The sequence below is a fragment of the Streptomyces sp. NPDC042364 genome (genome assembly GCF_056437585.1).
Genome location: NZ_JBWKAJ010000009.1, coordinates 279,921 through 306,197 on the forward strand (window position 1 = coordinate 279,921; position 26,277 = coordinate 306,197).

Consider the following 26,277-nt stretch of genomic DNA (forward strand, 5'->3'; position numbering starts at 1 on the left):
GCCGTTCAGCCCGCGAGCCTGACCCGCGCCAGCTGCCGTGACTGCGCGACCATGCGGTCGGCACTGTCCCAGACCTCGGCGTCCTCCTCCAGGAAGCCGCCTGCGAGGTTGCGGGTGGCGATGGAGATCCGCAGCGGCCCCGGCGCCGGTCGGCACCGCACGTGCACGGTCAGCTCGACCGTCGGGACCCAGCCGGAGATGCCCAGCTCGAAGGCGGTGGGCGGCAGCGCGTCCACCGCGAGGAGCAGCGAGAGGGGGTCGGCGTCACGGCCGTCGGCGAGCCCGAACCAGGCCCGCATCTCGCCGTTCCCCGAGGGCGCGCCGAGCGCCCAGCCGAGCGTCGACGGGTCCAGCTTGAGGCACAGGCGGTCGGCGATGGCGGAGCTGCCGGGGACCGGGGCGGGCGCGTCCTGGGGGCCGAAGCACTGGTCGATCGGCGGTATCGCGGGCGGCTTCGCCGTCGTCCGGACGTCGTCCGGGAGGGAGCCGAGGTCGCCGTAGGAGGCGAGGACGCGGATCCGCTCGATCTCGCGGCCCTCGTCGTCGTACTGGAAGAGGGACGCCTGGCCGGTCGACAGGGTCCGGCCGGTGCGGACGACATCCGTGCGGATGACGGCGGGGCCCGGCTGGGACGCGGTCAGGTAGTGCGCGGAGACCGTGAACGGGTCCGCGTGCGGCAAGGTGTCCGCGAGGGCGCGGCCCAGCACGGCCAGGAGGTAGCCGCCGTTGACGGCGCTGATGATCGTCCAGCCGGCGGAGAGGTGCACGTCGTAGACGCCGGGTGCCCGCCGGGTGACCGCGGTGTCCCGGTCGAACTCACTGTCGCCGACGGTGGCCTGTACGGAAGCTGCTTCGGGCATGGGTGAACCGTACAACAGGAAATTACTAAGCGGTAGCTTTTACGTGACGGCACCCTCACCCTTCCTCGACCGCCGCCGAGCGCCGGTTCCACGCCCTCGGCGCCCGCCAGTGGTACCGCATCGCCAGCAGCCGCAGCACGAAGGCGGTGACCGCCGCGAAGGCGGAGGTGAAGGGGGTGAGCACGTCGTAGCCGATGCAGAGGACGACCAGGCAGGCGCCGACCATCGCGGGCACCGCGTACAGGTCGCGGTCCCAGCGCAGCAGCGAGGGCACCTCGTTGGCGAGCACGTCCCGCAGCACACCGCCGCCGACCGCAGTGGCGAGACCGAGGGCCGCCGAGGCCGTGAGCCCGAGCCCGTACTCGTACGCCTTCGTCGTGCCCGTGACGCAGAACAGGCCGAGACCCGCCGCGTCGAAGACGTTCACCCCGTTCTGGATGCGCTCGACCTCCGGATGGAGGAAGAACACCAGCAGGGCGGCGAACAGCGGGGTGATGAAGTAGCCGAGGTCGGTGAAGGCGGCCGGCGGTACGGCGCCGATGACCAGGTCCCGGAAGAGCCCGCCGCCGAGCGCGGTGACCTCGGCGAGGACGGCGATGCCGAAGACGTCGAAGTTCTTGCGCACGGCCAGCAGCGCGCCGGAGATCGCGAAGACGAAGATGCCGATCAGATCGAGCGCATGCTGGACGGACGGTGTGAACAGTTGCTGGAGCACCCACATATTGTGACGCAACAACGATCCCCTGCCTTACATTGCAAGGCAGGGGATCACTTTCGTCTTACTTGTTACTTGTCACTTGCTGCCGGTCTCCTTGGCGATCTCGGTTTCGGCGGGCTCCCCGGCCCCCGTGTCCGCCTCCGCCGCGGTGTCCGCCTCCGCCACGGCGTCCGCCTCCGCCACGGCCTCCACCTCCGCCGCGACCGCCGCGGAGGTCTCCGCCGACTGGGCCAGCACCTCGTCCGGGACCAGCTCGCCCGCCTCCTTGGCGGCCGTCAGCAGCACGACGTCCTGGGGCTGCTGGTCCTCGAAGTTCTCGGGGTGGTGGCAGGCGACCCGCTGGCCCGGCCTCAGCTCGGCGAGCGGCGGCTCGGTGGTCCGGCAGACCTCCGTGGCCTTCCAGCACCGGGTGTGGAAGCGGCAGCCGCTCGGCGGCGCGATCGGCGAGGGCACATCGCCCTTGAGCAGGATGCGCTCGCTCTTGGCGCCGCGCCGCCTCGGGTCCGGGATCGGCACCGCCGACAGCAGGGCCTTGGTGTACGGGTGCATCGGCGCCTGGTACAGGGCGTCCCGGTCGGCGAGCTCGACGATCTTGCCGAGGTACATCACCGCGATGCGGTCCGAGACATGGCGGACGACGGAGAGGTCGTGCGCGATGATCACGTACGTGAGGCCCAGCTCGTCCTGGAGGTCGTCCATGAGGTTGACGACCTGCGCCTGGATGGACACGTCGAGCGCTGAGACCGGCTCGTCGGCCACGACCATGCGGGGCTTGAGGGCGAGCGCGCGGGCGATCCCGATGCGCTGGCGCTGACCGCCGGAGAACTCGTGCGGGTAGCGGTTGTAGTGCTCGGGGTTGAGCCCGACCACCGACAGCAGGCGCTGGACCTCCTTCTTGATCCCGCCCTCCGGTGTGACGCCCTGGAGGCGGAACGGAGCACCGACGATCGTGCCGATCGTGTGGCGGGGGTTCAGCGACGAGTACGGGTCCTGGAAGATCATCTGCACGTCCCGGCGCAGTGGCCGCATGCCGGCGGCACCGAGGTGCGTGATGTCCCTCCCCTCGAACTCGATGGTTCCCGCCGTGGGTTCGAGCAGCCGGGTGATCAGACGGCCCATGGTCGACTTGCCGCAGCCGGACTCGCCCACGACACCCAGGGTCTCGCCGGCCCGTACCTCGAAGTCGATGCCGTCGACGGCCCGTACGGCACTGACCTGTCGTTTGAAGAGGCCCTTGCGGATCGGGAAGTGCTTCTGGAGCCCGGTCACCTTCAACAGGATCTCGCCGGGGGCGACGTCCTTGCGGGTCGCGGCAGGTGCCGCCTCCCCGCTCTGCCGGGGAATGGTCACGGCCGTGTCCTTGGATGTCTCGCTCACAGCTTCGGCGCAATCTCTTCGGTCCAGATACGCTGCCGCTGCTCCGGGGGCAGGTGGCAGGCGGCCCAGTGCTGACTGCCGACCTCGGCCAGCTCGGGGCGCACCTCACGGGTGACGTTGCCCTTGGGCAGGTCCGCGAACTGGCAGCGCGGATGGAAGGCGCACCCCGGCGGAAGGTTGATGAGGGACGGCGGGGAGCCCTTGACGGGGATGAGCCGCTCCTGCTGGTCCCGGTCCAGGCGGGGCATCGAGCCGAGCAGACCCCAGGTGTAGGGGTGCCGGGGCTCGTAGAACACCTTCTCGGCCGGGCCCCGCTCGACGCAGCGGCCGCCGTACATCACGAGGAGGTCGTCGGCGAGTTCGGCGACGACGCCCAGGTCGTGCGTGATGACGATGACCGCGGACCCGAACTCCTTCTGCAGATCGCGGATGAGGTCGAGGATCTGCGCCTGGACGGTCACGTCCAGGGCGGTGGTGGGCTCGTCCGCGATGAGCAGTTCGGGATTGTTGACCAGCGACATGGCGATCATCGCCCGCTGGCGCATACCACCGGAGAACTCGTGCGGGTAGTTGTCGACCCGCTTGTCCGGCTGGGGGATGCCGACACGGTCGAGCATCTCCACGGCACGGCGCCGGGCGGTCTTCTTGTCCACGTCGTGGTGGACGCGGTACGCCTCCACGATCTGCGTGCCGATCGTGTAGTACGGATGCAGCGCCGACAGCGGGTCCTGGAAGATCATCGCCATCTGCCGGCCGCGCAGCTTCCGTACGTGCTCGGGAGGCGCGGAGAGGAGTTCGGTGCCGTCCAGCCAGACCTCGCCGGAGATCTGCGCCTTCCGCTTGCCGTACTGCCCGGCCGTGTGCAGACCCATGATGCCGAGCGAGGTGACCGACTTGCCCGAGCCGGACTCGCCCACGATGCCGAGGGTCTTGCCCTTCTCCAGCTGGAAGCTGAGCCCGTCGACGGACTTGACCAGGCCGTCGTCGGTCGGGAAGTGCACCCGCAGGTCCCGCACCTCGAGGAAGGCGGTCGGTGCCGGAGAACCCGCCACGGGTTCCCCCACGGCCGCTCCCGTCTTGTCCAGGTCTGTCATCCCAGCCTCACTCGCGGGTCGATGACTGCGTACAGAAGGTCCACCAGGAGGTTGGCCACGGCGATCGCCAGAGCGGCGAACAAGGTCACGCCGAGAATGACCGGCAGGTCCTTGCTGCTGATGGCCTGCACCGCGGCGAGTCCGAGGCCGGGCAGGTTGAAGGTCGACTCGGTGAGGACGGCGCCGCCGAGCAGCACACCGAGGTCCAGGCCGAACACGGTCAGGATCGGGGTCATCGCCGAGCGCAACGCGTGCCGGGTGATGACCACCCGCTCGCCGAGCCCCTTGGCCCGCGCCGTACGGATGTAGTCCTCGCCGAGCACCTCCAGCATGGTGGCCCGGGTGAGGCGTGCGTACATCGCCGCGTTCAGCAGGGCGAGCACGATCCACGGAAGGATCAGGGTCTCGAACCACACGCCGATGGGGTCGTCGGTGCTGAGGTTGTCCTCGATGCGCACCATCCCCAGGCTGTGCACGAAGATGCCCATCGCGACCATGCCGGTGAAGAAGATCGGCAGGGAGACGCCGCCGAGGGCGGCGATCATCGCGGCGCGGTCCCACACGGAGCCTCGCTTCAGCGCGGAGAGCACGCCTGTCGCGACACCGCCGGCCAGCCAGAGGACACAGGCGCCGAGGGCGAGCGCACCGGTGACGGGCAGGGCGTCCTTGAGCGTGTTCCACACCGGCTCCTCCGTGACGAAGGAGTAGCCGAAGCAGGGGGCCGGGCAGTGGGTGACGTCGTCACCGTTGGCGTAGTCCCGCCCCAGCGGGATGCCCTTGATGAACTCCCAGAACTGTGCGAGAAGGGGGTCGTCGAGGCCCAGCTTGGTGCGGATGCCCTCGACCTGCTCGGCACCTGTCGCCTTGCCGGCGAAGAGGACGGCGATGTCCTGTCCCGCCCATCTGGGCAGCATGTAGAACACGGTGAAGGTCGCGAGCAGTACGACCAGCACCAGAACAGCGACGGCGGTAAGACGCCGGATGAGATAAGCAAGCACTGTGTACGGCCCTGCGGTGGCCCGGACCTCCTTGTGAGAGGTCCGGGCCACCGCTCAGGGCCCTCACCTGCCCTTCGGACTGGCGGGATTCGGCGGCAAGGATCGGTCGACGACGTGGTCGGCTGCTACTTCACGACACCGAGCGTGACGTAGTCGTAGCGGCCGTTGTACGCGGCGGACGAATACACGTTGGTCAGCCGCGGGCTGCGCCACGAGATGTTCTTCTCGTAGATGAAGGGCATCCAGTCGGCGTTGTCGAGCAGGCGCTTGTTCAGCTGCTCGTAGAGAGTGGTGGCCTCGGCCGGGTCGGTCGACGCGATCGCCTTGTCGAAGAGCTTGTCGATCTCCGGGTCCTTGATCTGCGACTCGTTGTAGTTGCCGTTCTCGAAGATGAAGCGGCTGTCGAACAGAGGCTGCGCGTAGCCCTGACCGGTCGGGAAGTCGGGGCCCCAGCCGGCCATCGTCATGCCGTAACCGCGCTCCTTCACGACCTTCGGGGAGCCGGTGATGCTGGAGGACTGAGCGCCGTCGATCGGGTCGACGTCGATCTTGATGCCGACCTTGGCCAGCTGCTCCTGCAGGGCCTCGGCCGCGTCGACCTCGCTCGGCTGGTTGGTGCGTGCGGAGATCTTGGTGGAGAAGCCGTTCGGCTGGCCGCACTCCTTCAGTTCGGCCTTGGCCTTGGCGAGGTCCGGCTTGCCCTTGCGCGCGAGGACGCCGTACGGGTCGTAGTCGGTGTAGCCCGGGATGGCCTTCGGGAAGACCGAGTTGGCGATGTCACCGCCGGCGATCTCGCCGCCGCGGGTCTGCTGCAGGCCCGCGAAGTTGGTGGCGTAGAAGACGGCCTTGCGGCAGTGGACGTTGTCGAACGGCTTCGCGGTGTGCACGAGGGCGACGTAGCGGACGAAGGACGTCTGGATGTTGTCGACGTTCGCCTTGTAGTCCTGGATGGCGCTGACGCGGCCGGACTGGGTCATGCCCGTGCCGTTGACGTCGAGGTCGTAGTCGCCCTCCATCAGCCGCTTGTCGTTCTCCTCCAGGTTGGCGGAGATCGTCACGGTGATCTTGTCCGGGAGGGCGGGACGGATCGGGTCCGACGCCTTCTTCCAGTTGGTGTTGCGGACGAGGGTCAGCTCCTTGCCCGCCTTGTAGGACTGGACCTTGTAAGGGCCGGAGGAGAAGGGCTTGTTGGTGTACTTGGCGCCCGTGTCCTCGCTCTGCTTCACCGGGGCGCCGGTGGGCATGGCCAGGAACTGCTCGAAGTCGCCGTTGGCCTTGGGCAGCTTGAAGACGATGGTCTTGTCGTCGGGCGTCTCGATGGCCTTGAGGCCCAGCTTGTCCTTGGACTTGTCCTTGTACGGCCCGGGGTACTCGCCCTTGGGGTCGAGGGTCTGCTTGAGGTACGCCGGCCCGCCGGTGATGACGTCGGTGGCCCAGATCCGCTCGATGCCGTACTTGATGTCCTTGGAGGTGAGCGCGGAGCCGTCCTCCCACGTCAGGCCGTCGCGCAGCTTGTAGGTGTACGTCTTGCCGTCGGCCGACACCTCGGCGGGGCCGGTGGCCAGGTCACCGACCAGCTTGTTGGACGCGTCGCCCGGCTTCGTGTCGTACGTGACCAGGGTGCGCGTGAAGAAGCGCATGAAGTCCCAGGTCATGCCGTAGTACGTGCGCTGCGGGTCGAGGGAGTCGAAGTCCTGCTTGCCGATGAACTTGAGCGTCCCGCCCTTCTTGGTGGACGCGTTGACGACCTTGCCGAGAGCGGCGTTGTAGCCGGCGCCCTGGCCTTCCTCGTCACCGTCGCCGTTGCCGCCGCCGCACGCCGTGGTGGTCATCAGCGCCGCGACAACGAGGGCTGCACCGGCAGCGAGCCGTCGCTTCGAAGAAACCGTGGGCATTGTCTTGGAACCTCCGAGATTCGCGGTCCCGGACCAGAGCCGGAGTACCTTGGAAAGTGCCGCCTGACGGTTGGTCAGGGGTGAGTTGTGGTGCCCCGTGCGGGACTTATCGGGTGCCTTTGGGGTCCAGGGCGTCACGCAGCCCGTCCCCGAAGAGGTTGAAGGCGAGTACGGCGATGAAGATGGTGACACCGGGGAAGACCATGAACATCGGGTCGTGCTCGTAGGTTGCGAGGGCGTCGCGCAGCATGCCGCCCCATGAGGCCGTCGGCGGCCGCACACCCGCTCCGAGGAAGCTGAGCGCCGCCTCGGTGAGGATGTTGGTGGGAATCATCAGCGTCGCGTAGACGAGGATGGGCGCCACCAGGTTGGGCAGCAGCTCCCTGAAGAGGATGTGGCGCCTGCCGCCGCCGAGGCTGCGGGCGGCCTCGATGTACTCGCGCTCCCGCAGACTCAGGGTCTGGCCGCGCACGATGCGGCCGACGTACGGCCACCCGAAGAATCCGATGACCAGGACGAGTACGGCGATACGCACACCGGACCCGGTCAGCCCCAGCAGGTCGTCCGGAAGGACCGAGACCAGGGAGATGATGAAGAGCAGCTGCGGGAAGGCGAGGAGCACGTCCATGGTGCGGCTGATCAACGCGTCGACCCAGCCGCCGAAGTAGCCGGCCATGATGCCGAAGAGCGTGCCCAGCACCACTGCCACCACAGCCGCGAGGAAGGCCACGAGGAGCGAGATACGTGCGCCGTAGACGATCCGGCTGAACACGTCACGACCCTTGTTGGGTTCGACACCGAAGAGGAAGTCGCTGCTCATCCCGCCCCAGGCGCCCTGCGGCAGGTTGGTCAACGGGTCCAACTCCTCCTGGTGGAACTCGTTCGGCGGGTGGCCCAGCAGGGAGACGATCAGGGGGGCGAAGACCGCGACCAGGGCCAGGAGAAGCACCGTGACGCCGCCCGCCAGGGCGACCTTGTCCTGCTTGAGACGGTTCCAGGCGATCTGCTTGAGGGACCGTCCCTCGACCTTCTTCCCCGCCGGCCCGGCCGGATCGGCGGGCGCGGCCGGAACCGCCTCCGCGGTCGTGTCGTGCAATGGCGCCGTCATGTGGCAGGGACCCCTCTCAACCGGCGGTGACCGGCCCGCACTTGCCGCTGTGGCGGCTTCAATCTCCCTTATAGACAGGGGCCGAAAGCCCCTGGTGGGCGAGTCTTCAACGGTTCGTCGAGCCCTGACCAGACCTGACGGTGAATGGATGCCTAAACGTGATGCCGCCTCCGGGCTCCGCTATGCGGACACCGGTCAACTACTGGCGAACGGCACACACTTGGCACGAAAGAGTCATATCCCCCCACAACAGGGCCGCACTTCGCACCACGAGGCATGAGGTGTGACGGGGATCACATCAACCTCGGGGGCCTCGCGCGTCGCCCTCTTTTTCCCATTCACCCCTGGGCGACATCACGACAGAGGGAGCAAATCACCCGGACCGCCAGGCTGCCGCAATTCTCCCGTTGAGCCTTTCTTGAGGTTCTCCGAATGCAGAGAAGTTCGGTCCGTTGACACCCCGGAATGCCCTCCATACGTTCTTTCCGACGAACGGGGCCACCGACCGAGCAAAAACAGCAGGGGCTCCACGTAAACGGGAAACGGGGAAAATAAATGAAGAGCACCATGCGCCGTGGCGTCGGTTCGGCATTTGCCGCGACCGCGCTCCTCGCGGGCACGATGATGACCACCCAGGGCACCGCTTTCGCGGGAACCGCAGACACGCAGGACTGCGGGACGGGCTACTTCTACTCCGTGGAGAAGTTCGGCTCGCCCACGTACAAGCCCATCGCGCCCACGGCCGGCCGGTACAACTCCAGCAAGTCCAAGGCGAAGCTCAACTACACGATGACCACGACCACGTCCCGCGCGACCGCCTGGAGCGTCGGCGCCACCGCGTCCCTGTCGTGGGGCATCGCCAAGATCGAGGCCCGCACGGACTACTCGGTCACCAAGAAGACCTCCAAGGGAATCAAGGTCACCAACCAGATGGTGGTCAAGGGCAAGCACTACGGCTTCGTCACACCGAAGGTGAAGTTCCAGCGATTCAACATCCGCAAGGAGCGCTACGGACCCAACTGCACGACGGTGGTCGTCAAGGACTACGGGCTCATGAACGCCATCGTCGCCTACCCCTTCTACTCCGAATGCCAGACCAAGAAGTCGAGCGGGTGCAAGCCGAAGCCGTAAATCCTCGGCAATAAACTCCGGGCGCACATTTCCAGTGCGCTGAACAACGGGGGAAAAGCGCCCGGAAAACGCGTCCGGGCATCGTCCTCGCGCACGGGGGCACGAGAACGATGCCGAGGAGCCCCTGGCTCCGGAAGGCTCTCTGACGAGTCCTTCCGGAGCCAGGGGCTCCGTCCTGCGTAACGGGAGGGGCCAGGGGCTGTCCCGTAGGGCTCAGTACCCGCCCGGATAGCCGTACCCGCCGGCGGCCGGGGCCTGGGCCGGGGCGCCGTGGGCCTCGCGGTCGTAGAAGGGGCGGGCCGCGGCGCGCAGCCACATCGCGACCGGGTCGTACTCGTCGGACATGGCGACGGTGGAGACGGGCAGCCCGTCCGGGACGGCACCGACGGACTGCTGCATCATCGCGCGCACCGAGTCGACCGCGGGCGGCGAGGTGTCGTACACATCGAGGCCGATCGCCAGATACGGCGCGCCGAGCGAGGGCTGCACCCAGGCGCGGCGCAGCGAGCGCACGGCCGGGGTGCGGTGGGCGTTCTGGGTGAGCAGGGCGTAGAACTGCGGGATCTCGATGGCCGGCTCGGACAGCCGCAGCGGGCCCGCGGGCTGCCGTTCCAGACCGGTGGCGATCCGGCGCAGATCGAGCCACGGGATGCCGACGCCGCCGCCCGGCGCGTGCGGGTTGAGCCAGAGTCCGTAGTGGTCGGGGTAGAGCGTGCGGGCCACGTCCAGGCCGTCGACGACCTCGTAACTGCGGTTCCAGCCGCTGGCGGAGAGCTCCTGGGCGGAGGTGACACAGGGCGCGTAGTTGAACCCGTCCACCTCCATGTTCCCGTACTGGGCGTCCGGGGAGCCGGCCTGGCCGTGCCACAGGAGCATCCACACCTGACCGGTGGCGGGGGTCGCGAGGGCACGCAGCAACGCCTCGTAGGCGTCGTAACGCCCCGGCGTCACCTGGCGCAGCATGTGCTCGACCTGCCCGGTCGCCGTGCCGCTCGCGCTCACGTCAGCCGCCCTTCGGTTTGGAGCTGGTGGTGTCGGACCCTGGTTTGTGGAGAACCAGCTTAGGTGGTGTGCGGGTCGAGCCGGCGAGGGCTCGGGGCTTGCCGTGCGCCGCGGACCACGGCGTCGTCGTGACTGGTGGGGCCCGGCGGCGGAGCCGCTGATGTCACCGCCCCGCTCCCCTTCGGGGCCCGGTGTCAGTAGCCGTGTTGGTAGAAGGGGCGGACCTTTTCGCGGAGCCAGTCGCCCACCGGGTCCTGGGCCACGTCCAGGAAGACCATGTTGACCGGCCAGGCCACCGGTTGTCTGCCGAGGGCCCGGCCGAGGGCGTCCAGGGGGAGGGTGCGGTCGGCCTCCCAGGAGACGAGGTCGACGCCGATGAACATCACGGGGTCGGCGGTCTCGATGGCGGCGAGGCAGCGGCGGGCGGTGAGGACGGCGCCGGTCGCGGCGAACTCGGCGGAGGCCGCGGCGAGGAAGTCGACCGGGTCGTCCTGCCAGTCCGGTTCGAACAGGCGGACGCGGGCGCCGCTCGCCGACCCGTCCAGCGGGGTCCGGGCGGCCCGGCACAGCTCGGCCACGGCGGGTGGCGGCAGCGGGATGCCCACGAGGCCGTCCGGGTTCAGCGCGAGGCCGGCCTGCGGGGGCAGCCCGCGGGCGAACTCGACGGCCGGGGCGATCGTGTACGACATGTGGTTGCCGACGACCTGGCGGAACTGCTCCTCGGAGCTGAAGACCGGCACGTACACCTGGCCGTCCAGCTCCATCGTGGGAAGGTCCAGCTCACGGCTGTTCGGTCCGCCGCCCTCGGGCAGCGGCACCCAGACGAAGCTGCGGGCCAGCACCTCCACGATCCGCGGGCCGGCCCCCGGCACCCCGAGGGAGGCGGAGAGCACCTCCTCCAGCTCGTTGCCGGGCCACCCGCCGTGTCCATGGGGGTGTGCCTGTGCCGGGAAGTCCGCCGGGAAGTCCATCTGCCGCCTACCGCTTTACTCCGTGATGCTGTTGTCCCTGCACCTTAATGCCCTCCGCGGGCAAAGGGGACGGCCCGGCGTCGCCTCCGACGACGCCCCGGCCCCGCCTCTCCCGCAGGACCCGCGCTCAGCCCTCGAAGCCGATCCGCTTCAGCGCGTCCGCGGCGGCCCGGTCGATCAGCACCGCCGAGCCGCAGCCCTCCGGCAGGCGCCCCTTCTCCACGGCCCGCAGCAGCCGGGTCATCGCTCCCCGGTGCCGGGCGAAGGCGTACCGGGACACCCCGCGCCCCCGCTCCCGCTGTCCGTCCCGTGCCTCACCGGGGGTGACGTCCAGCAGCAGCAGATGGAGGGTGCCGCCCCGCCTGGCGGCCTCGCGGGCGAGCCAGCGCCGCACCCATGCCTGGGTCCCGCAGTCGTGCACGACGACGCCCTCGCCGGAGCGCAGCGCGCGGCGGAGCCCGGCGTAGTGCGCGAAACGCACGAGCGGCCGGTACACGGCGTACGGCAGGACACGCGCCAGGCGGGCGTCGAAGCGGTCACGCGTGTCCTGGGAGTCGATCCGCAGACCCGGCACCGCGCGCCGCATCAGGGTCGACTTGCCGCTGCCGGGGAGCCCGGTGACGACCACGACGTCGTCGGCCGCGAACGACAGTTCGTGCGGGCTCCGCCCGGAGCGCTCCCTGAGGTCGCGGACGACCGCCGCCGGGAAGGGGCCGCAGGCCGCGGCGGCCGGGCCGGCGGGCTGCTCGGGCAGGGCGAGGCCCGAGGTCGTCGCGCACGCCGTGGTCCTGTTCACCGTGATCGTCCTCCCCAGGGGTTGAGAGACTCATCCCCACAGACCGTAAAGAGAAGGTAATGCCCGATCGCTCCTGATTCAGTCCTCGTACTGCCACAAGAGTGCTACGGAACGCTACGGCTGTCCTTTCGTCCCGCGTGCCGCCCGGGACGGGTGCGCCTGCTGCGGCGTACCCCCGGCCCTGAGGCTCCCCCTGCCGTGCCGCGTCGATGCGTGCAATGATGTGCGCGCCAACTGCATACCGGCCGCTTGAATCCGCGCGGGAGAGCTCCCAGCAGTCTTCGCTGGGGCGCCGAAGGAGCAAGTCCCTCCCTTGAATCTCTCAGGCCCAGATACCGCGCGGGCGAGGCACATCTGAAAAGCGAGCCGCTGCGCCAGTGGCTCCACCCAAGGTGCAAACCGCGACCACCGGTGCGTCATCAGGACGTACGGTCGAGGTGAACCTCTCAGGTTCCGATGACAGATGGGGAGGAACGTCCTCGCCTTCCCTCACGCTCGGCTTCGCTCGCGCGGGAGGGACCCCCATCGCCTTGGGAGCAGAACCGATGAGCAGTAGCCCCACCGCCGGACCGCGCCGTACCGCGCTCGATGCCCTGCATCGCTCGCTCGGCGCGACGATGACCGACTTCGCGGGCTGGGACATGCCCCTGCGCTACGGCTCCGAGCGCGACGAGCACATCGCCGTACGGACGAGGGCCGGGCTCTTCGACCTCTCCCACATGGGTGAGATCACCGTCACCGGCCCGCAGGCGGCCGCGCTCCTCGACCACGCCCTGGTCGGGAACATCGGCGGGGTGCAGACGGGCCGTGCCCGCTACACCATGATCTGCCGCGAGGACGGCGGCATCCTCGACGACCTGATCGTCTACCGCCTCGCGGAGACCGAGTACATGGTCGTCGCGAACGCCTCCAACGCCCAGGTCGTGCTGGACGCCCTGGTGGAGCGCGCGGCCGGCTTCGACGCCGAGGTCCGCGACGACCGGGACGCGTACGCGCTGATCGCCGTCCAGGGCCCCGAGTCCCCCGGCATCGTGAAGGCGCTCACCGACGCCGACCTGGACGGCCTGAAGTACTACGCGGGCCTGCCGGGCACGGTCGCCGGCGTCCCGGCGCTGATCGCGCGCACCGGGTACACCGGCGAGGACGGCTTCGAGCTGTTCGTGAAGCCGGAGCACGCCGTGGAGCTGTGGCAGGCGCTGACCAAGGCGGGCGAGGGCGTCGGCCTGGTGCCGTGCGGCCTGTCCTGCCGGGACACGCTGCGCCTGGAGGCGGGCATGCCGCTGTACGGGCACGAGCTGACCACCGAACTGACGCCCTTCGACGCCGGGCTCGGCCGGGTGGTGAAGTTCGAGAAGGAGGGCGACTTCGTGGGCCGCGCGGCCCTGCGCGAGGCCGCCGAGAACGCCCACCACGAACCGCCGGTCCTCGTCGGCCTGATCGCCGAGGGCCGTCGGGTCCCCCGTGCCGGGTACCCCGTCGTCGCCGACGGCAAGGTGATCGGCAAGGTCACCTCCGGCGCCCCCTCCCCCACCCTGGGCAAGCCGATCGCCATGGCGTACGTCGACGCCATGTACGCCGCCCCGGGCACCACCGGGGTCGCTGTGGACATCCGGGGCAGCCACGAGCCGTACGAGGTCGTGGCACTGCCGTTCTACAAGCGGTCCAAGTGACACCGTAGGAGTCGGCTCACCGTCGTTCAGAAGCGGCATGGCGGCGTCGTGCGGAACGGCACGGCGCCGCACCCGAGCGTGACAAAGGGCACATCCGCCCTGCTCAACAGCGGTTTCAGCAGTCCCCCATTCATCATCACTCCCCCGCGTACAGGAGAATTCAGGCCATGAGCAACCCGCAGCAGCTGCGCTACAGCAAGGAGCACGAGTGGCTGTCGGCCGCCGAGGACGGCGTCTCGACGGTGGGCATCACGGAGCACGCGGCCAACGCGCTCGGCGATGTCGTCTACACCCAGCTTCCCGAGGTGGGCTCCACGGTGACCGCGGGCGAGTCCTGCGGCGAGCTGGAGTCGACGAAGTCCGTCAGCGATCTGTACTCCCCGGTGAGCGGTGAGATCACCGAGGTCAACGAGGACGTGGTGAACGATCCGTCGCTGGTGAACACCGCCCCCTTCGAGGGCGGCTGGCTGTTCAGGGTACGGGTCACGGACGAGCCGGGCGATCTGCTCTCCGCCGACGAGTACACCGCCTTCATCGCCGGCTGAGAGGTCGTAGCACCATGTCGCTTCTGAACACGCCCCTGCACGAGCTGGACCCGGAGGTCGCGGCCGCGGTCGACGCCGAGCTGCACCGCCAGCAGTCCACCCTGGAGATGATCGCCTCGGAGAACTTCGCTCCGCTCGCCGTCATCGAGGCCCAGGGCTCCGTCCTCACCAACAAGTACGCCGAGGGCTACCCCGGCCGCCGCTACTACGGCGGCTGCGAGCACGTCGACGTCACCGAGCAGATCGCCATCGACCGCGTCAAGGCCCTCTTCGGCGCCGAGTACGCCAACGTCCAGCCCCACTCCGGCGCCTCCGCCAACCAGGCCGCCCTGTTCGCGCTGGCCCAGCCGGGCGACACCATCCTCGGCCTGGACCTCGCCCACGGCGGCCACCTCACCCACGGCATGCGCCTGAACTTCTCCGGCAAGCAGTTCAACGTGGTCGCGTACCACGTCGACACCGCCACCGGACTGGTCGACATGGCCGAGGTGGAGCGCCTCGCCAAGGAGCACCGTCCGAAGGTGATCATCGCCGGCTGGTCGGCGTACCCGCGGCAGCTGGACTTCGCGGAGTTCCGCCGGATCGCCGACGAGGTCGAGGCGTACCTGTGGGTGGACATGGCGCACTTCGCGGGCCTCGTCGCCGCGGGCCTGCACCCCAACCCCGTCGCGTACGCGGACGTGGTCACCTCCACCACCCACAAGACGCTCGGCGGACCGCGCGGCGGGATCATCCTGGCGAAGAAGGACTTCGCCAAGAAGCTCAACTCCTCCGTCTTCCCCGGCTTCCAGGGCGGACCGCTGGAGCACGTCATCGCCGCCAAGGCCGTCTCCTTCAAGGTCGCCGCCGGCGAGGAGTTCAAGGACCGCCAGCGGCGCACGGTCGAGGGCGCGAAGATCCTCGCCGAGCGGCTGACCGCACCGGACGCGCGAGCGGCCGGGGTCAACGTCCTGTCCGGCGGCACCGACGTGCACCTGATCCTGGTCGACCTGCGCGAGTCCGAGCTGGACGGTCAGCAGGCCGAGGACCGCCTCCACGAGGTCGGCATCACCGTCAACCGCAACGCCGTCCCCGACGACCCGCGTCCGCCGATGGTCACCTCGGGCCTGCGTATCGGCACCCCCGCGCTCGCCACCCGGGGCTTCACCGCCGAGGACTTCACCGAGGTCGCCGACATCATCGCCGAGACCCTCAAGCCCGCCTACGACACCGAGGCCCTCAAGACCCGGGTCAAGGCCCTCACCGACAAGCACCCGCTCTACCCCACCCTGGGCAAGTGACCCCGGGCAGGGGCCGGAATCGTCCGAACTCCGGCCGCTGTTCCGGGAAGTAACCCCGGTTTCACCGGCACACAGTGCCGTTCTTCGGGGGCGCCGCGCACACTGGGCAGTGAGCGCGGTGCCCCGCCCCCCCTCGCACCACCCCCCGTTCTGAGGAGTCACCGTGGCCATCTCGGTCTTCGACCTGTTCTCGATCGGCATCGGCCCGTCCAGCTCCCACACGGTCGGCCCGATGCGGGCGGCCCGGATGTTCGCGCGCCGGCTGCGCAAGGAGCGGCTGCTGACCGCGACCGCCTCCATACGGGTCGAGCTGTACGGCTCCCTGGGCGCGACCGGGCACGGCCACGGCACCCCCAAGGCCGTCCTGCTGGGCCTGGAGGGCTCCTCGCCGCGCACGGTGGACGTCGAGTCGGCGGACGACCGCGTGGAGTCCATCAAGGAGTCGGGCCGGATCCGGCTGCTCGACGACCACGAGATCCCCTTCGACTTCGACAAGGACCTGGTCCTGCACCGCCGCAAGGCGCTGCCGTACCACGCCAACGGCATGACGGTGTGGGCGTACGACGCGTCGGGCGCGGAGCTGCTGTCGAAGACGTACTACTCGGTCGGCGGCGGTTTCGTGGTGGACGAGGAGGCGGTCGGCGCGGACCGCATCAAGCTCGACGACACGGCACTCAAGTACCCGTTCCGCACGGGTGACGAGCTGCTGCGGCTGACGAAGGAGACGGGTCTGTCCATCTCCGCGCTGATGCTGGAGAACGAGCGGGCCTGGCGCACGGAGGAGGAGATCCGCGAGGGGCTGCTGGAGATCTGGCGGGTGATGCAGACGTGCGTCGCGCGCGGCATGTCCCGTGAGGGCATTCTCCCCGGCGGTCTGCGGGTACGCCGTCGCGCCGCCGTCTCGGCCCGTCAGCTCCGGGCCGAGGGCGACCCGTTGGCGCACGCCATGGAGTGGATCACGCTCTACGCGATGGCCGTGAACGAGGAGAACGCGGCCGGTGGCCGGGTGGTGACGGCGCCCACGAACGGAGCGGCGGGCATCATCCCGGCGGTCCTGCACTACTACATCAACTTCGTCCCGGGCGCCGACGAGGACGGGGTCGTCCGCTTCCTGCTGGCCGCGGGAGCCATCGGGATGCTCTTCAAGGAGAACGCCTCCATCTCCGGCGCCGAGGTCGGCTGCCAGGGCGAGGTCGGCTCGGCCTGTTCGATGGCGGCGGGCGCGCTGGCGGAGGTTCTCGGGGGCAGCCCCGAACAGGTCGAGAACGCGGCCGAGATCGGCATGGAGCACAACCTCGGCCTGACCTGCGACCCGGTCGGCGGCCTCGTCCAGATCCCCTGCATCGAGCGCAACGGCATGGCCGCGGTGAAGGCCGTGACCGCCGCCCGCATGGCCATGCGCGGCGACGGCTCCCACAAGGTGTCCCTCGACAAGGTCATCAAGACCATGAAGGACACCGGCGCCGACATGAGCGTCAAGTACAAGGAGACGGCGCGGGGCGGGCTGGCGGTGAACATCATCGAGTGCTGAGGGGGCGGGCCCTGCCTGAGCCGCTGCGTCCTTCGGCGCCGTCCGTGACCGGGGCCGTGTGCGGGGTCAGTGCGCTGCTCCCTCCCGCACCGCCGTGAGGGGGAGGTCGCGCCGGGGGAGGTGCATCCAGCCCTCCACCGCGGCCATGGCGTGTTCCGCCTCGGTGGTCGGCGCGTGGGTCATGCCGCATGCTGCGGCCCGTGCGACGACCGCCGATATCAGGGCGTCCACGGCATGGTCACTGGCCACACACCGGTCACGAACCCGGTCGGGCAGGTCCAGGTCCAGGCCGGCCTCGAGACCGGCGAGAATCCTGGACCGCGCGGCGGTGGCGTCCCTGCCCTTGTAGGTCCCCTCCGGGGCGAGCCCCCACTGGATCAGCGCGAACGCCGGGTAGACCTCGACGACCGGGCCCGAGCCGTCGCGCGGTACCGGCGGGCCGCCCTCGGCGAGCCGAGCCAGCAGGCCGGCCGCGCGGATGGCGACGACACCGAGCTTGTCGGCCGAGACCGACAGCGGACGCTGCCTGCCCGCCCCCGTGCGCTTCCACGCGACGTCATCGGTCAGGCGGTGGGTGAAGGCGTTGCCGAGTCCGGGGCGACCGTCGGCGCAGGCCGCGTAGTGGGCGAGCGCAGGTAGCCCGACACCGGTCCCATGCGCGGTGAGCAGGGCGACGAAGGCAGCCGGCCAGCCCAGGGGCGCGTCCAGCCCCGTCCGGTCGGCGGAACGCATCGCGTCCAGCAGGTCGTCGTCGTCCTTCGCGGGAAGCAGTTCGACCACGGCCCGCCGACCCCATGTCACCCGGCACACGCCGGTGGTTCCGGTACGCCCGGCCAGGTCGACGCCGACCGTCACCATGGCATCGGCGTCCACCGCATCGGAGACCTGCGCTCCCGGAGACTTGACCCGCATGGGCGCCCCCCTCCATGTCCTGCCGGGATTATGCACGGGTCCCGTGACCCTCGGGATGCGGGCACCCGCACACACCGCTGCCGGGCGGTCGGGGGGCTCATGCGGAGGAGGCGGGACCTGGTTTCTGGGGCCGCCGGGCGTCGGCCGGGATCGCCAGGGCCGCGCCGAGTTCTGATCTGCGGCGGATGCCGAGTTTGCGGTAGGTACTGGTCAGGTGGGTCTCGACGGTGCGCCGGGCGAGGTGGAGCAGCTCCGCTATCTCGGTGTTCGTACGGCTCTGCGCGGCGAGTTCGGCGATGCGGCGCTCTCCTGCGGTCAGCGCGCCGGGTCCGGTGAGCGCCGTCGCCGTGCGGCGGGCGCCGCCCTCGCGCAGGGCTTCCTCCGCCGCCGCCCGTGCCCGTACCGCGCCCAGCCGTTCGGCGCGGGCGGCCGCCTCCCGGAGGGCGTCCCGGGCCCGGGCGCGCTCGCCCGCCGCCGTGAGCAGCCGCCCGTGCGCGGTCAGCGCCGCGATCAGCTCCGTCTCGGCCGCGCCGGGAGTGCCCCGCGCCGCTCCCTCCCCGTCCCCGGCGATGTCGTCCGGTACTTCTCCGGCAGTGCCGCACGGCGTCCGAGGCGCGGTGCCGTACAGCGCCTCGCCCGTCGTCCCGCCGTACGGTCGCGTCGGCGTGCCGAGGCGGGTCGCCGCCTCGTTCGATGTGGCCTCCCCGCACGGGGCGGTGTCCGCGTCCCGGCGGAGGACGCGGACCGCCCGGTCGGCCAGGTGGAGGCCCCGGCGGCCGCCGGTGGCGGTGGCCAGGGTGCGCAGGGCGCGGCCGAGGACGCGGGGGGTGTTCCAGACGCGGGCCAGGCCGAGGTCCTCCTCGGCGAGGGCGAGGGCCTCGCGGCGGCGGCCGAGGGCCAGATGGCATTCGGCGGCGGCTGTCCGCCAGGGGGTGACGACCGGGCTGACGACGTCCCGTGCGGACTGGCGGCGGCCGCACTCCAGGAAGTCGTCGAGCGCGGCGGCCGGGTCCCCGAGGGCCGCGTACAGGACGCCCCGGGCGTAGAGGAAGCGGTTCAACTCCCAGCTGTCGGGGGCGTTGCGCAGGTCGAAGCCGTCCGCGAGGCGGGCCGCCTCCTCCGTGCGGCCGGTCTCGACGAGGGCGACGACGGCTTGGGCGAGGGCGTTGGCCGAGGCCGGCGGGTTCCCCTCGGGGCGGCGGACCTCCGGGTCGGCGAGGACCTCCTCGTAGGCGCCGCGTGCGGCGGCGAGGTCGATCCGTACGTTCAGCAGGGCCGTGTGCATGGGGTGGAGCAGGGACGTGCGCTGTCCGGCCAGACCGCGCCGGACGAGGCGCTCGGCCTCGTCGAGCCGGTCGGCCCACTGGGCGACGGCCGCCGCCGTGCCCGGCAGGAAGGCCTCCTCCAGTGGATCGGCGGGCTGCGCGAGCAGCGCGCGGACCCGCTCCATGGCCGACTCCGCCGAGGTGAGGCCCGCCGTCGACTCGTAGCGCACCAGCAGGGCCTGCCCGGCCGTGCCCACGAGGTCCGGCGACCGTTCGGCGGTCTCGCGCAGCCAGCGGTACACCTCCTGCCGTACGCCCTGGTCGTGGTCGGACAGCAGCGCGGAGGCGGTCTGCGCGGTGCGGGCCAGGTCCGGGTGGCCCGTCAGGTGTTCGTGGCGCAGTCCGCACAGTACGTCGATCGCGGCGCGGGCCTCACCGCGCCGGGCCAGCGCCGTACCGAGGGCGACGGCCGCGCGCACCCGGTCGCGGGGCGGGCCGGGCAGGCGCATCGCCTCCGCGAGGCGGGGTATCCCCGCCGTGGACCGTACGGTCGCGTACTCCAGGGAGCCCAGTTCGGTGAGGACGGCGGCGCGCCGGGCGGGCGGTATCGGCTCGTCGAGGGCGCGGCGCAGATAGGCGAGGGCGGCGTCGCTGCGGTCGTCCCGGACGGCGAGGCCGGCGGCGTCGAGCAGGGCGGCCGTCGCCCAGCCGTCGCCGACCGGGCCCGCCCGCAGCAGCTGCCCGGCGACCGCCTCGGCGTGGTCGCCGCGGCGCAGCATCGCCTCGGCCGCCCGCCGGTGGGCCTGTTGCCGCCCGGCGCTGCTCCAGCCGCCGAGCACGGCGTCCCGCAGCAGCGGATGGGCGTAGCGGGGCCGTCCCCCGGGGTCCGGGCGGAGCAGGCCGAGGCGGGTCATGGCCGTCAGCCAGCCGGGGACGCGGTCGGGGTCGGCACCGGCCGTCCGGGCGAGCAGGTCGGCGTCGGCCGGGAGGGAGCCGTCCTCGTCCAGCGCGGCGAGCGCGCGGGCGACCTCGGTGGTGGCGGGCCCCGCGCTGTCCAGCCACCAGGACACGGCGGCGGCGTAGGAGCCCGGGTACAGGGCGGCGCAGGTGTCGGGCAGGGTGCCCTGGCCGGTGGACTGGAGGTCGTCGAGGAGGGCGGTCAGGAGCAGGGGGTTGCCCGCGCCGGCCCGTACGCACTCGGCCACCCACTCCGGTGCGAGGTCGCCGCCCCGGGCCGAACGGACCAGTTCCGCGGCGGAGTCGGGGCTCAGCGGGGCAAGGGTGCGGGTGTGGACGAGGGCTGAGGAGAGCGCGTGCGCCAGGCCGTCGGCGGGCGGATCGATGTCGTACTGGCTGCGTTCGGTCACCACCAGCAGCACGGGTAAACGGTCGATCCACCGGACGGCCTCGACGAGCCAGCGCCGGGACGCGGAGTCGGCGAGGTGCGCGTCGTCGACGGCGACCAGCAGCGGCGTCTCGTCGGCGTACGAGCGGAGCAGTCGCCACAGCCGGGCGGACCTGCCCCGGTGCGGCGGGGTGCCGGGCGGGTCCGGCGCCTCGCCCGCGGCGGCGTCGAACTCGGGTGCGTGGGCGAGGAGTTGGTAGACGGTGTCAAGTGGGACGGAGGTGTGTTCCGGCGAGCAGCGGGCCCGCAGGACCCGCATGCCCCGCGCCGCGGCCTGCTCCGCCGCGGCCTCCAGGAGCGCGGTGCGGCCGGTGCCGGTGGCCCCTCTGAGCACGACCAGGCGGCCGGACCCCGTACGGGCGCGGGCGGCCTCGGCAGCCAGCAGCTCCAGGGTGTCACGGCGTTCGAGGAGCCGTTCCGGTGCGCACATCACTGCCTCCTGTCGTGGACGGGTCGTCTCTGGTTCGGTAGACGTACCGACGCCCGCCGTGGTGCACGGATTCCGGCCGGACTCGGTACGCCGGTTCCGGCCGGTGCCGGTGCCGGTACGCCGGTTCCGGCCGGTCGTGCGACAGCGGCCGGAGTCCGCGGTCCCGCCCCGGGCCGGGCCCGCGGGCCGGCGCCGGGCGGGGTCGCGTGCGGGGGTCGGGGGGAGGGTCGCCGCCGTGGAGGTGCCGTGGCCGATCTCGTGGTCGGTCTCGTGGTGCTCCACGATTGCGCACGGCGGTCGACGCACAGAAGTGTGGTTCGAGCCCATCGGTCACCCGGGCCCCTCCGGCGATTCCGGTTTCGCCGGCCGCCCTGGTCCAACGCCCGGTCGGCGGGCCCGTCGGCAGTCCGGTCGGAGGGGCATCCCCCCGCACGCACACAGGAGAATCGATTGCCCAGCTCATTAAGGACGGTGGAGACGGAGACGGGAACGACCGTGGCCCGGCGCCGCATCCCGGTCGTGGTCCACACTCCGGACCCGCTCTCCCGGGCGGGGGTGCTCAGCCAGTTGGGCGGGCACCCGGTGATCGACCTGGTGGAGGGCGGTGAGCCCCGGCCGGGCACCGTGGCCGTCCTGATCGGTGAGACACCGGACGAGACCCTGCTGGCCGCGCTCCGCAGACTGGTGCGCAGCGACGGCGCTCGGGCCGTGCTGGTGGTGAGCGCGATCCGGGAGACGGAGCTGCTCGACGTCATCGAGTGCGGGGTCGGGGCGGTGGTGTGGCGCCACGAGGCGACCGCGCACCGGCTGTCGCAGGCGGTGCTCGCGGCCTCGCGCGGAGACGGCGATCTGCCCGCCGATCTGCTGGGGCGGCTGATCAGCCAGGTCGGCTCGTTGCAGCGTTCCGTGACCGGTCGGCCGGGAGCGCCCCTGTCGGGCCTCGTGCCCCGGGAGATCGATGTCCTGCGGCTCGTCGCCGAGGGGTTGGACACCGGTGAGATCGCGAGCAAGCTCTCCTACTCCGAACGCACCGTCAAGAACGTGATGCATGGTCTGACCACCCGGTTGCATCTGCGCAACCGGGCGCATGCCGTGGCCTATGCCCTTCGGGAAGGCTACATCTGATCGAACAGGCAGGCGCACCTGGCCGGTCGGGCAGCGCGCTCTGCCCCCGGGACGTCCCCGGCGTGCCTGCGGGGACGGGCACCGCCCGGGGCACGATCGGCGGACGGACAGACGGCGGGGCGGACGGCACGGGAGCACGACGGTGATCCACGAGGTGGACGAGGTCCTCAAGGGGCTGATCGGGGGCGGCGCCCTGGCCGGCTCCGGCATCGACGTCTCCTTCGAGGCCCCGACCCGGGACTGGGCGGCCCGGCGCAACGCGCCCACCGTCAACACGTATCTGTACGACATCCGTGAGGACGTCTCCCGGCGGCAGCGGGGTCACATGCCCGTGCGCGACGAGCGCGACATCGTCGTACGCCGTCGTCAGCCGCCGCGCTGGTTCCGGCTGTCGTACCTGGTGACGGCCTGGACCAAGCAGCCGCAGGACGAACACCGGCTGCTCTCCGCGGTGCTGGCCACGCTGCTGCCGCGCGAGCTGCTGCCCCCGCACGAACTGCCGGGCGCCCTGGGCGCGCTGGGGCTGTCGGTGCCGCTCACGGTGGCGGGACTGCACACCGAGTCACGTTCCCTCGCGGAGATCTGGTCCGCGCTGGGCGGTGAACTGAAGCCGTCCCTCGACCTCGTGGTGACGGCGCCCTTCCCGGCCTTCCCCGAGTACGACGCAGGTCCCCCGGTCACGGAGGGCGCGGCCGTCCGCGTACGCGCCATGGACGGCTCGGCCGACTCACCCCAGCGGCGGCACCTGCCGCGGCACCTGTCCCCGGCCCCCGCGTCCGGCACCGGCCCCGGGACCCCGGCGGAGCGTGGCGAGTGAGCACGCACGCCCCGGCGGAAACCGACGGGGGAACGCTCCCCGCCGGGCCGCCCCACCCCCGCGCACCCGGACGCGCCGGCCCCGACCCCGGACGCGCCGGGCCTGAGCGCGATCCCGGGCACGCCACACCCGGGTCCGGCCCCCGGCACCCCGGCCACGAACCCGCCCCCGGACACACCGGCCACGAGCCCGCCCCCGGCTACGCCGAGACCGAGCCCGACCCCCGGCACTCCGGCCTCGAACCCGCCCCCGGTGCACCCGGATACGCCGTCCCCGCCGCACCCCGGAGCGGTGTGCCGGACGACCCCCTCCTCCTCCGGCTGGGCCGGCTGCGCGAGCGGGTCTCGCGTGTGGTGGACCGGAGGGCCGCCGTCGACCCCACCGCCGCCGATCCGCTGCGCGGGCTCTACCTCTCCGAGGAGGCCGTACGGCATCTGCTGGTCCCCGTGCCGCCCGATCCGGAGGGGCCCGGGGCGGCGTACGACGGGCCGGAGGACCGGCTGGCGCGGCTGGCCGGGCGGCTCGGGCTCACCGAGCTGGACACGAGGATCCTGCTCATCGCGCTCGCCCCGGACGTGGACCGCTCCTTCGAACCGCTGTACGGGTATCTGAACGACGACGTGAGTCGGCGCCGCGCGAGCGTGGGGCTCGCGCTCGATCTGTGCGGGGTGCCGGTGCACGACGCCGGGGGGCGGGCCCGGTTCCATCCGTCGGCGCCGCTCGGCGCGCTCGGGCTGCTGACCGTCGAGGACCCCGAACGCCCCTTCCTCAGCCGGGCGTTGGCCGTACCGGACCGGCTCGTCGCCCATCTGCTCGGCGACGACACGCCGGACCCCGCGCTCGCCGGTCATGTCCGTCCGTTGACGCCGCCGGCGAAGTCACTCGCGCCCGGCGGCGAGTTCACCGCCAAGCTGGCCGCCCGGCTGGCCGCCGGCCCCCTCGCCGTCCATCTGCGGGAGCACCGCGAGGGTGACGGGCTCCTGTGCGCCGCGGCCGCCCTGCGCGCGGCGGGTCTGGCCGCCCTGCACCTCACCCCTCCCCCGGAGGCCGCCCAGGACAGCGATCCGTGGTCCGGCCTCCTCCCCCGGCTGCTGCGCGAGGCCCGGCTGAGCGGGCGCGCGATCGTCGTCTCACCCCTGCCGGAACGGCCGGGCCCACTGCTGCGGGCGCTGACGCCGGCCGATGTGCCGGTGGTGTTCGTCGACCCCCGGCCGTACGACCCGCAGTGGGCGGACAGCGACCCGCTGGTCCTCGACGCGCCCCGCCCGTACGCGGCCGCCGTGGACGCCTGGTCGGCCGCGCTCGGCATCGGGGCGGAGGGGCCGGGGTTCGACCTGGCCGCGACCGTGGCCCCCTACCGGCTGGGCGGTGACCGGATCGAGCGGGCGGCCGGTGCGGCCCGGGACCTCGCCGCGTTCGACGGCACGGAGGTGACCGCCGCCCATCTGCGGCTCGCGGCCCGGCAGCAGTCGGCGTCCGGTCTGGAGCGGCACGCCCGCCGGATCCGCCCCGACGTCGGCTGGGGCGACCTCGTCCTGCCGGAGCGGCCCCTCGCCCGGCTGAGGGAGTTCGCGTTGCGGGCCCGGCACCGCGACCGGGTGCTCGGCGACTGGCGGCTGAGCGCCGGCGGCGGCCGGGGCCACGGGGTGCTGGGGCTCTTCGCGGGCGAGTCCGGCACCGGCAAGACGCTGTCGGCGGAGGTCGTCGCCGCGGATCTCGGCCTGGACCTCTATGTCGTCCAGCTGTCCTCGGTCGTCGACAAGTTCGTGGGCGAGACGGAGAAGAACCTCGAACGGATCTTCACGGAGGCCGATCGCACCGACGCCGTGCTGCTCTTCGACGAGGCGGACGCCGTGTTCGGGAAGCGCTCGGAGGTCAAGGACTCGCACGACAAGTACGCCAACATGGAGAGCGCCTACCTGCTGCAGCGGCTGGAGGCCTTCGACGGCATCGCGCTGCTCACCACGAACCTCCGGGCCAACATCGACGAGGCGTTCACCCGGCGGCTGGACATGGTGGTCGACTTCCCGTTCCCGGACGCCGGCCAGCGGCTGGCCCTGTGGCGGCACAGTCTCGCCTCGGTGCCGTGCGCCGATGACACCGACCCGGGCGGGGTGGCCCGTGACTTCGAGCTGGCCGGCGGTTCCATCCGCAGTGCGGTGGTCACCGCCGCGTACGCGGCGGCGGGGCGCGGCGACCGGGTCACCTCGGCCGACCTGCGGGAGGGCGCGGAGCGCGAGTACCGCAAGGCCGGCCGGCTGGTGCCGGGCGAGGGCGGCTGGTAGCCACCGGCCGACCGGGCCGCCCTCGGGGGGAACGGGCCCGGTCGGCCAAGGGCGCCGGCTCAGACCGTGAAGCGGACGGCCTCCAGCCAGATGTCGTTGCGGAGTGTGCCGCCGAAGGTCCAGCGGTCCCCCTCGTTCGGTTTGTCGCAGGTCATGCCCTGCCAGCCGTCGTTGCGGAGGTGGACGGCCTGGCAGACCGGCCGGCCGCCGTCGTCGACGTTGAGGGTGAAGCCCAGCATGGCCGGGGCGTCCTTCCTGCTGTCACCGACGTAGTTGTCGCTGCCGTCGGGCGCGTCGGACCACGGCTCGACGTAGTGGCCCTGGCCGTTGGTGGACTGGGGGTTGTGGACGAAGGCGGCGCTCGCCGTGCCGCCCACGCCGAACACGGCGATGTTCAGGGCCGTGAGCGGCCGGTTCTGGCCCACCGTGCCGGCCATGTCGCCGTCGCACTCCGGTGCCGTCCAGCCCTTGCCCGCCACGAAGGCCCGGTAGCAGATGTGCTTGCCGCCCGGATCGGTCGCCGCCAGCTTGCGGACCGCGGTGGCGGCGGTCGGCTTCGGGGCCTTCTTCTTCTCCTCGGAGCCGCCGCCCGAGCCGCCACCACTGCCGCCGCCGCCATCGCCGCTGCCGCTCTCCGGCTCCGAGGTCTGCGCGGGCGCGGCGGGAGCGGAGGGGGTGGGCGGCGACGGAGGGGGCGAGACCGGCGCCTGCGGGCTGGGCGGCACCGTGGCGACGGCGGCCTTGTCGAGTTTCTCCGTGGCGGTGCTGCGGACCTGGGGCTTGTGCGTGATCCACAGCATGACGAACGTGATCGCCAGCGCGAGGAAAAGACCCAGGAACGTCGCGAGCCAGCCCGGCAGGAAGCCCCGCTGCACGAACGTGCCCTCGACATCCAGCGGCACCGCACCCGACCGCTTCACGGCGAAGGTGTACGGCCGCTCCTCCTTCGACCCGAACCAGATGACCTGCCGCGGCTTCAACGTCGCCCTCACGAACGCCGCACGCCCCGGCTCGATCTGCACGTTGCCCGGGTGGATGTCGTACGACAGCTGATCACCCGTG

At 71.6% G+C, this 26,277-nt stretch carries 21 protein-coding genes and 2 riboswitches; of the genes, 8 read left to right on the forward strand and 13 right to left on the reverse strand.

The window, feature by feature from the left end; translation table 11 throughout:
* Positions 1-5 precede the first annotated feature (5 nt).
* The 7 genes from AC067N_RS20580 to AC067N_RS20610 form a co-directional block, all read right to left on the reverse strand.
* Positions 6-860: a thioesterase family protein gene (locus tag AC067N_RS20580; protein ID WP_478680316.1), complete on the reverse strand. Its 855-nt coding sequence runs from the start codon at positions 858-860 to the stop codon at positions 6-8.
* 55 nt (positions 861-915) lie between these two features.
* The gene (locus tag AC067N_RS20585) at positions 916-1,575 is read right to left on the reverse strand and encodes a trimeric intracellular cation channel family protein (RefSeq protein ID WP_478680317.1); all 660 of its coding nucleotides are present in this window, start codon (positions 1,573-1,575) and stop codon (positions 916-918) included.
* A 78-nt stretch (positions 1,576-1,653) separates the two neighbouring features.
* On the reverse strand, positions 1,654-2,928 hold the full coding sequence (locus AC067N_RS20590) for an ABC transporter ATP-binding protein (RefSeq protein ID WP_478680318.1): 1,275 nt from the start codon (positions 2,926-2,928) through the stop codon (positions 1,654-1,656).
* A gap of 23 nt (positions 2,929-2,951) precedes the next feature.
* Positions 2,952-4,049 (reverse strand): ABC transporter ATP-binding protein, encoded by a 1,098-nt coding sequence (locus AC067N_RS20595; RefSeq protein WP_478680319.1) that lies wholly within the window; start codon positions 4,047-4,049, stop codon positions 2,952-2,954.
* Entirely contained in the window at positions 4,046-5,047 is a 1,002-nt protein-coding gene (locus AC067N_RS20600) for an ABC transporter permease (protein WP_478680320.1), read from the reverse strand. The genes AC067N_RS20595 and AC067N_RS20600 overlap by 4 nt, the downstream gene beginning before the upstream one ends.
* Before the next feature lie 125 nt (positions 5,048-5,172).
* Positions 5,173-6,942, reverse strand: a complete 1,770-nt coding sequence (locus tag AC067N_RS20605; RefSeq protein ID WP_478680321.1) for an ABC transporter substrate-binding protein — start codon at positions 6,940-6,942, stop codon at positions 5,173-5,175.
* Between the two features lie 106 nt (positions 6,943-7,048).
* Complete coding sequence (locus AC067N_RS20610; protein ID WP_478680322.1) at positions 7,049-8,050, reverse strand: ABC transporter permease; 1,002 nt, start codon at positions 8,048-8,050, stop codon at positions 7,049-7,051.
* A gap of 555 nt (positions 8,051-8,605) precedes the next feature.
* On the opposite strand from AC067N_RS20610, the gene AC067N_RS20615 reads away from it, so the two are divergent.
* A complete protein-coding gene (locus AC067N_RS20615) occupies positions 8,606-9,181 on the forward strand; it encodes a hypothetical protein (RefSeq protein ID WP_478680323.1) in 576 nt (191 codons plus the stop codon).
* Positions 9,182-9,394: 213 nt separating this feature from the next.
* Here AC067N_RS20615 and AC067N_RS20620 read toward each other — a convergent pair whose 3' ends face one another.
* From AC067N_RS20620 to AC067N_RS20630, 3 genes are all read right to left on the reverse strand, one after another.
* Positions 9,395-10,183 carry an enhanced serine sensitivity protein SseB C-terminal domain-containing protein gene (locus tag AC067N_RS20620; protein ID WP_478680324.1) on the reverse strand — a complete coding sequence of 263 codons (789 nt, stop codon included), beginning with the start codon at positions 10,181-10,183 and terminating at the stop codon, positions 9,395-9,397.
* Positions 10,184-10,377: 194 nt separating this feature from the next.
* Complete coding sequence (locus AC067N_RS20625) at positions 10,378-11,154, reverse strand: enhanced serine sensitivity protein SseB (RefSeq protein ID WP_478680325.1); 777 nt, start codon at positions 11,152-11,154, stop codon at positions 10,378-10,380.
* Between the two features lie 127 nt (positions 11,155-11,281).
* On the reverse strand, positions 11,282-11,950 hold the full coding sequence (locus AC067N_RS20630) for an AAA family ATPase (protein WP_478680326.1): 669 nt from the start codon (positions 11,948-11,950) through the stop codon (positions 11,282-11,284).
* Between the two features lie 250 nt (positions 11,951-12,200).
* A riboswitch (glycine riboswitch) is annotated at positions 12,201-12,298 on the forward strand.
* Positions 12,299-12,423, forward strand: a riboswitch (glycine riboswitch).
* A gap of 72 nt (positions 12,424-12,495) precedes the next feature.
* Here AC067N_RS20630 and gcvT point away from each other — a divergent pair.
* From gcvT to AC067N_RS20650, 4 genes are all read left to right on the forward strand, one after another.
* On the forward strand, positions 12,496-13,620 hold the full coding sequence (gene gcvT, locus AC067N_RS20635) for a glycine cleavage system aminomethyltransferase GcvT (RefSeq protein ID WP_478680327.1): 1,125 nt from the start codon (positions 12,496-12,498) through the stop codon (positions 13,618-13,620).
* Between the two features lie 167 nt (positions 13,621-13,787).
* A complete protein-coding gene (gene gcvH, locus AC067N_RS20640) occupies positions 13,788-14,165 on the forward strand; it encodes a glycine cleavage system protein GcvH (RefSeq protein ID WP_478680328.1) in 378 nt (125 codons plus the stop codon).
* Between the two features lie 14 nt (positions 14,166-14,179).
* Positions 14,180-15,445 (forward strand): serine hydroxymethyltransferase, encoded by a 1,266-nt coding sequence (glyA, locus tag AC067N_RS20645; protein ID WP_478680329.1) that lies wholly within the window; start codon positions 14,180-14,182, stop codon positions 15,443-15,445.
* Between the two features lie 163 nt (positions 15,446-15,608).
* On the forward strand, positions 15,609-16,976 hold the full coding sequence (locus tag AC067N_RS20650; protein ID WP_478680330.1) for an L-serine ammonia-lyase: 1,368 nt from the start codon (positions 15,609-15,611) through the stop codon (positions 16,974-16,976).
* Between the two features lie 66 nt (positions 16,977-17,042).
* Here the strand turns inward: AC067N_RS20650 and AC067N_RS20655 are convergent, their stop codons facing one another.
* On the reverse strand, positions 17,043-17,888 hold the full coding sequence (locus tag AC067N_RS20655; protein ID WP_478680331.1) for a DUF429 domain-containing protein: 846 nt from the start codon (positions 17,886-17,888) through the stop codon (positions 17,043-17,045).
* A gap of 97 nt (positions 17,889-17,985) precedes the next feature.
* The gene (locus AC067N_RS20660; protein WP_478680332.1) at positions 17,986-20,988 is read right to left on the reverse strand and encodes a helix-turn-helix transcriptional regulator; all 3,003 of its coding nucleotides are present in this window, start codon (positions 20,986-20,988) and stop codon (positions 17,986-17,988) included.
* Between the two features lie 450 nt (positions 20,989-21,438).
* Here AC067N_RS20660 and AC067N_RS20665 point away from each other — a divergent pair, with 450 nt between their 5' ends.
* The 3 genes from AC067N_RS20665 to AC067N_RS20675 all read left to right on the forward strand — a co-directional run bounded on the left by AC067N_RS20665 (position 21,439) and on the right by AC067N_RS20675 (position 25,215).
* On the forward strand, positions 21,439-22,113 hold the full coding sequence (locus AC067N_RS20665; RefSeq protein ID WP_478680333.1) for a helix-turn-helix transcriptional regulator: 675 nt from the start codon (positions 21,439-21,441) through the stop codon (positions 22,111-22,113).
* A 142-nt stretch (positions 22,114-22,255) separates the two neighbouring features.
* Entirely contained in the window at positions 22,256-22,930 is a 675-nt protein-coding gene (locus AC067N_RS20670) for a Pvc16 family protein (protein ID WP_478680334.1), read from the forward strand.
* A gap of 293 nt (positions 22,931-23,223) precedes the next feature.
* The gene (locus AC067N_RS20675; protein ID WP_478680384.1) at positions 23,224-25,215 is read left to right on the forward strand and encodes an ATP-binding protein; all 1,992 of its coding nucleotides are present in this window, start codon (positions 23,224-23,226) and stop codon (positions 25,213-25,215) included.
* Positions 25,216-25,274: 59 nt separating this feature from the next.
* On the opposite strand, the gene AC067N_RS20680 is transcribed toward AC067N_RS20675, so the two are convergent.
* Positions 25,275-26,277: hydrolase (locus AC067N_RS20680; protein ID WP_478680335.1), on the reverse strand; the 1,003-nt coding region annotated here is incomplete at its 5' end.

Bases quoted from the DNA above. Each gene is read 5' to 3' on its own strand.
- AC067N_RS20580 (WP_478680316.1), bottom strand. From the start codon at position 860: ATGCCCGAAGCAGCTTCCGTACAGGCCACCGTCGGCGACAGTGAGTTC.
- AC067N_RS20595 (WP_478680319.1), bottom strand. From the start codon at position 4,049: ATGACAGACCTGGACAAGACGGGAGCGGCCGTGGGGGAACCCGTGGCG.
- AC067N_RS20605 (WP_478680321.1), bottom strand. From the start codon at position 6,942: ATGCCCACGGTTTCTTCGAAGCGACGGCTCGCTGCCGGTGCAGCCCTC.
- AC067N_RS20610 (WP_478680322.1), bottom strand. From the start codon at position 8,050: ATGACGGCGCCATTGCACGACACGACCGCGGAGGCGGTTCCGGCCGCG.
- AC067N_RS20615 (WP_478680323.1), top strand. From the start codon at position 8,606: ATGAAGAGCACCATGCGCCGTGGCGTCGGTTCGGCATTTGCCGCGACC.
- AC067N_RS20625 (WP_478680325.1), bottom strand. From the start codon at position 11,154: ATGGACTTCCCGGCGGACTTCCCGGCACAGGCACACCCCCATGGACAC.
- gcvT (WP_478680327.1), top strand. From the start codon at position 12,496: ATGAGCAGTAGCCCCACCGCCGGACCGCGCCGTACCGCGCTCGATGCC.
- gcvH (WP_478680328.1), top strand. From the start codon at position 13,788: ATGAGCAACCCGCAGCAGCTGCGCTACAGCAAGGAGCACGAGTGGCTG.
- glyA (WP_478680329.1), top strand. From the start codon at position 14,180: ATGTCGCTTCTGAACACGCCCCTGCACGAGCTGGACCCGGAGGTCGCG.
- AC067N_RS20655 (WP_478680331.1), bottom strand. From the start codon at position 17,888: ATGCGGGTCAAGTCTCCGGGAGCGCAGGTCTCCGATGCGGTGGACGCC.
- AC067N_RS20660 (WP_478680332.1), bottom strand. From the start codon at position 20,988: ATGTGCGCACCGGAACGGCTCCTCGAACGCCGTGACACCCTGGAGCTG.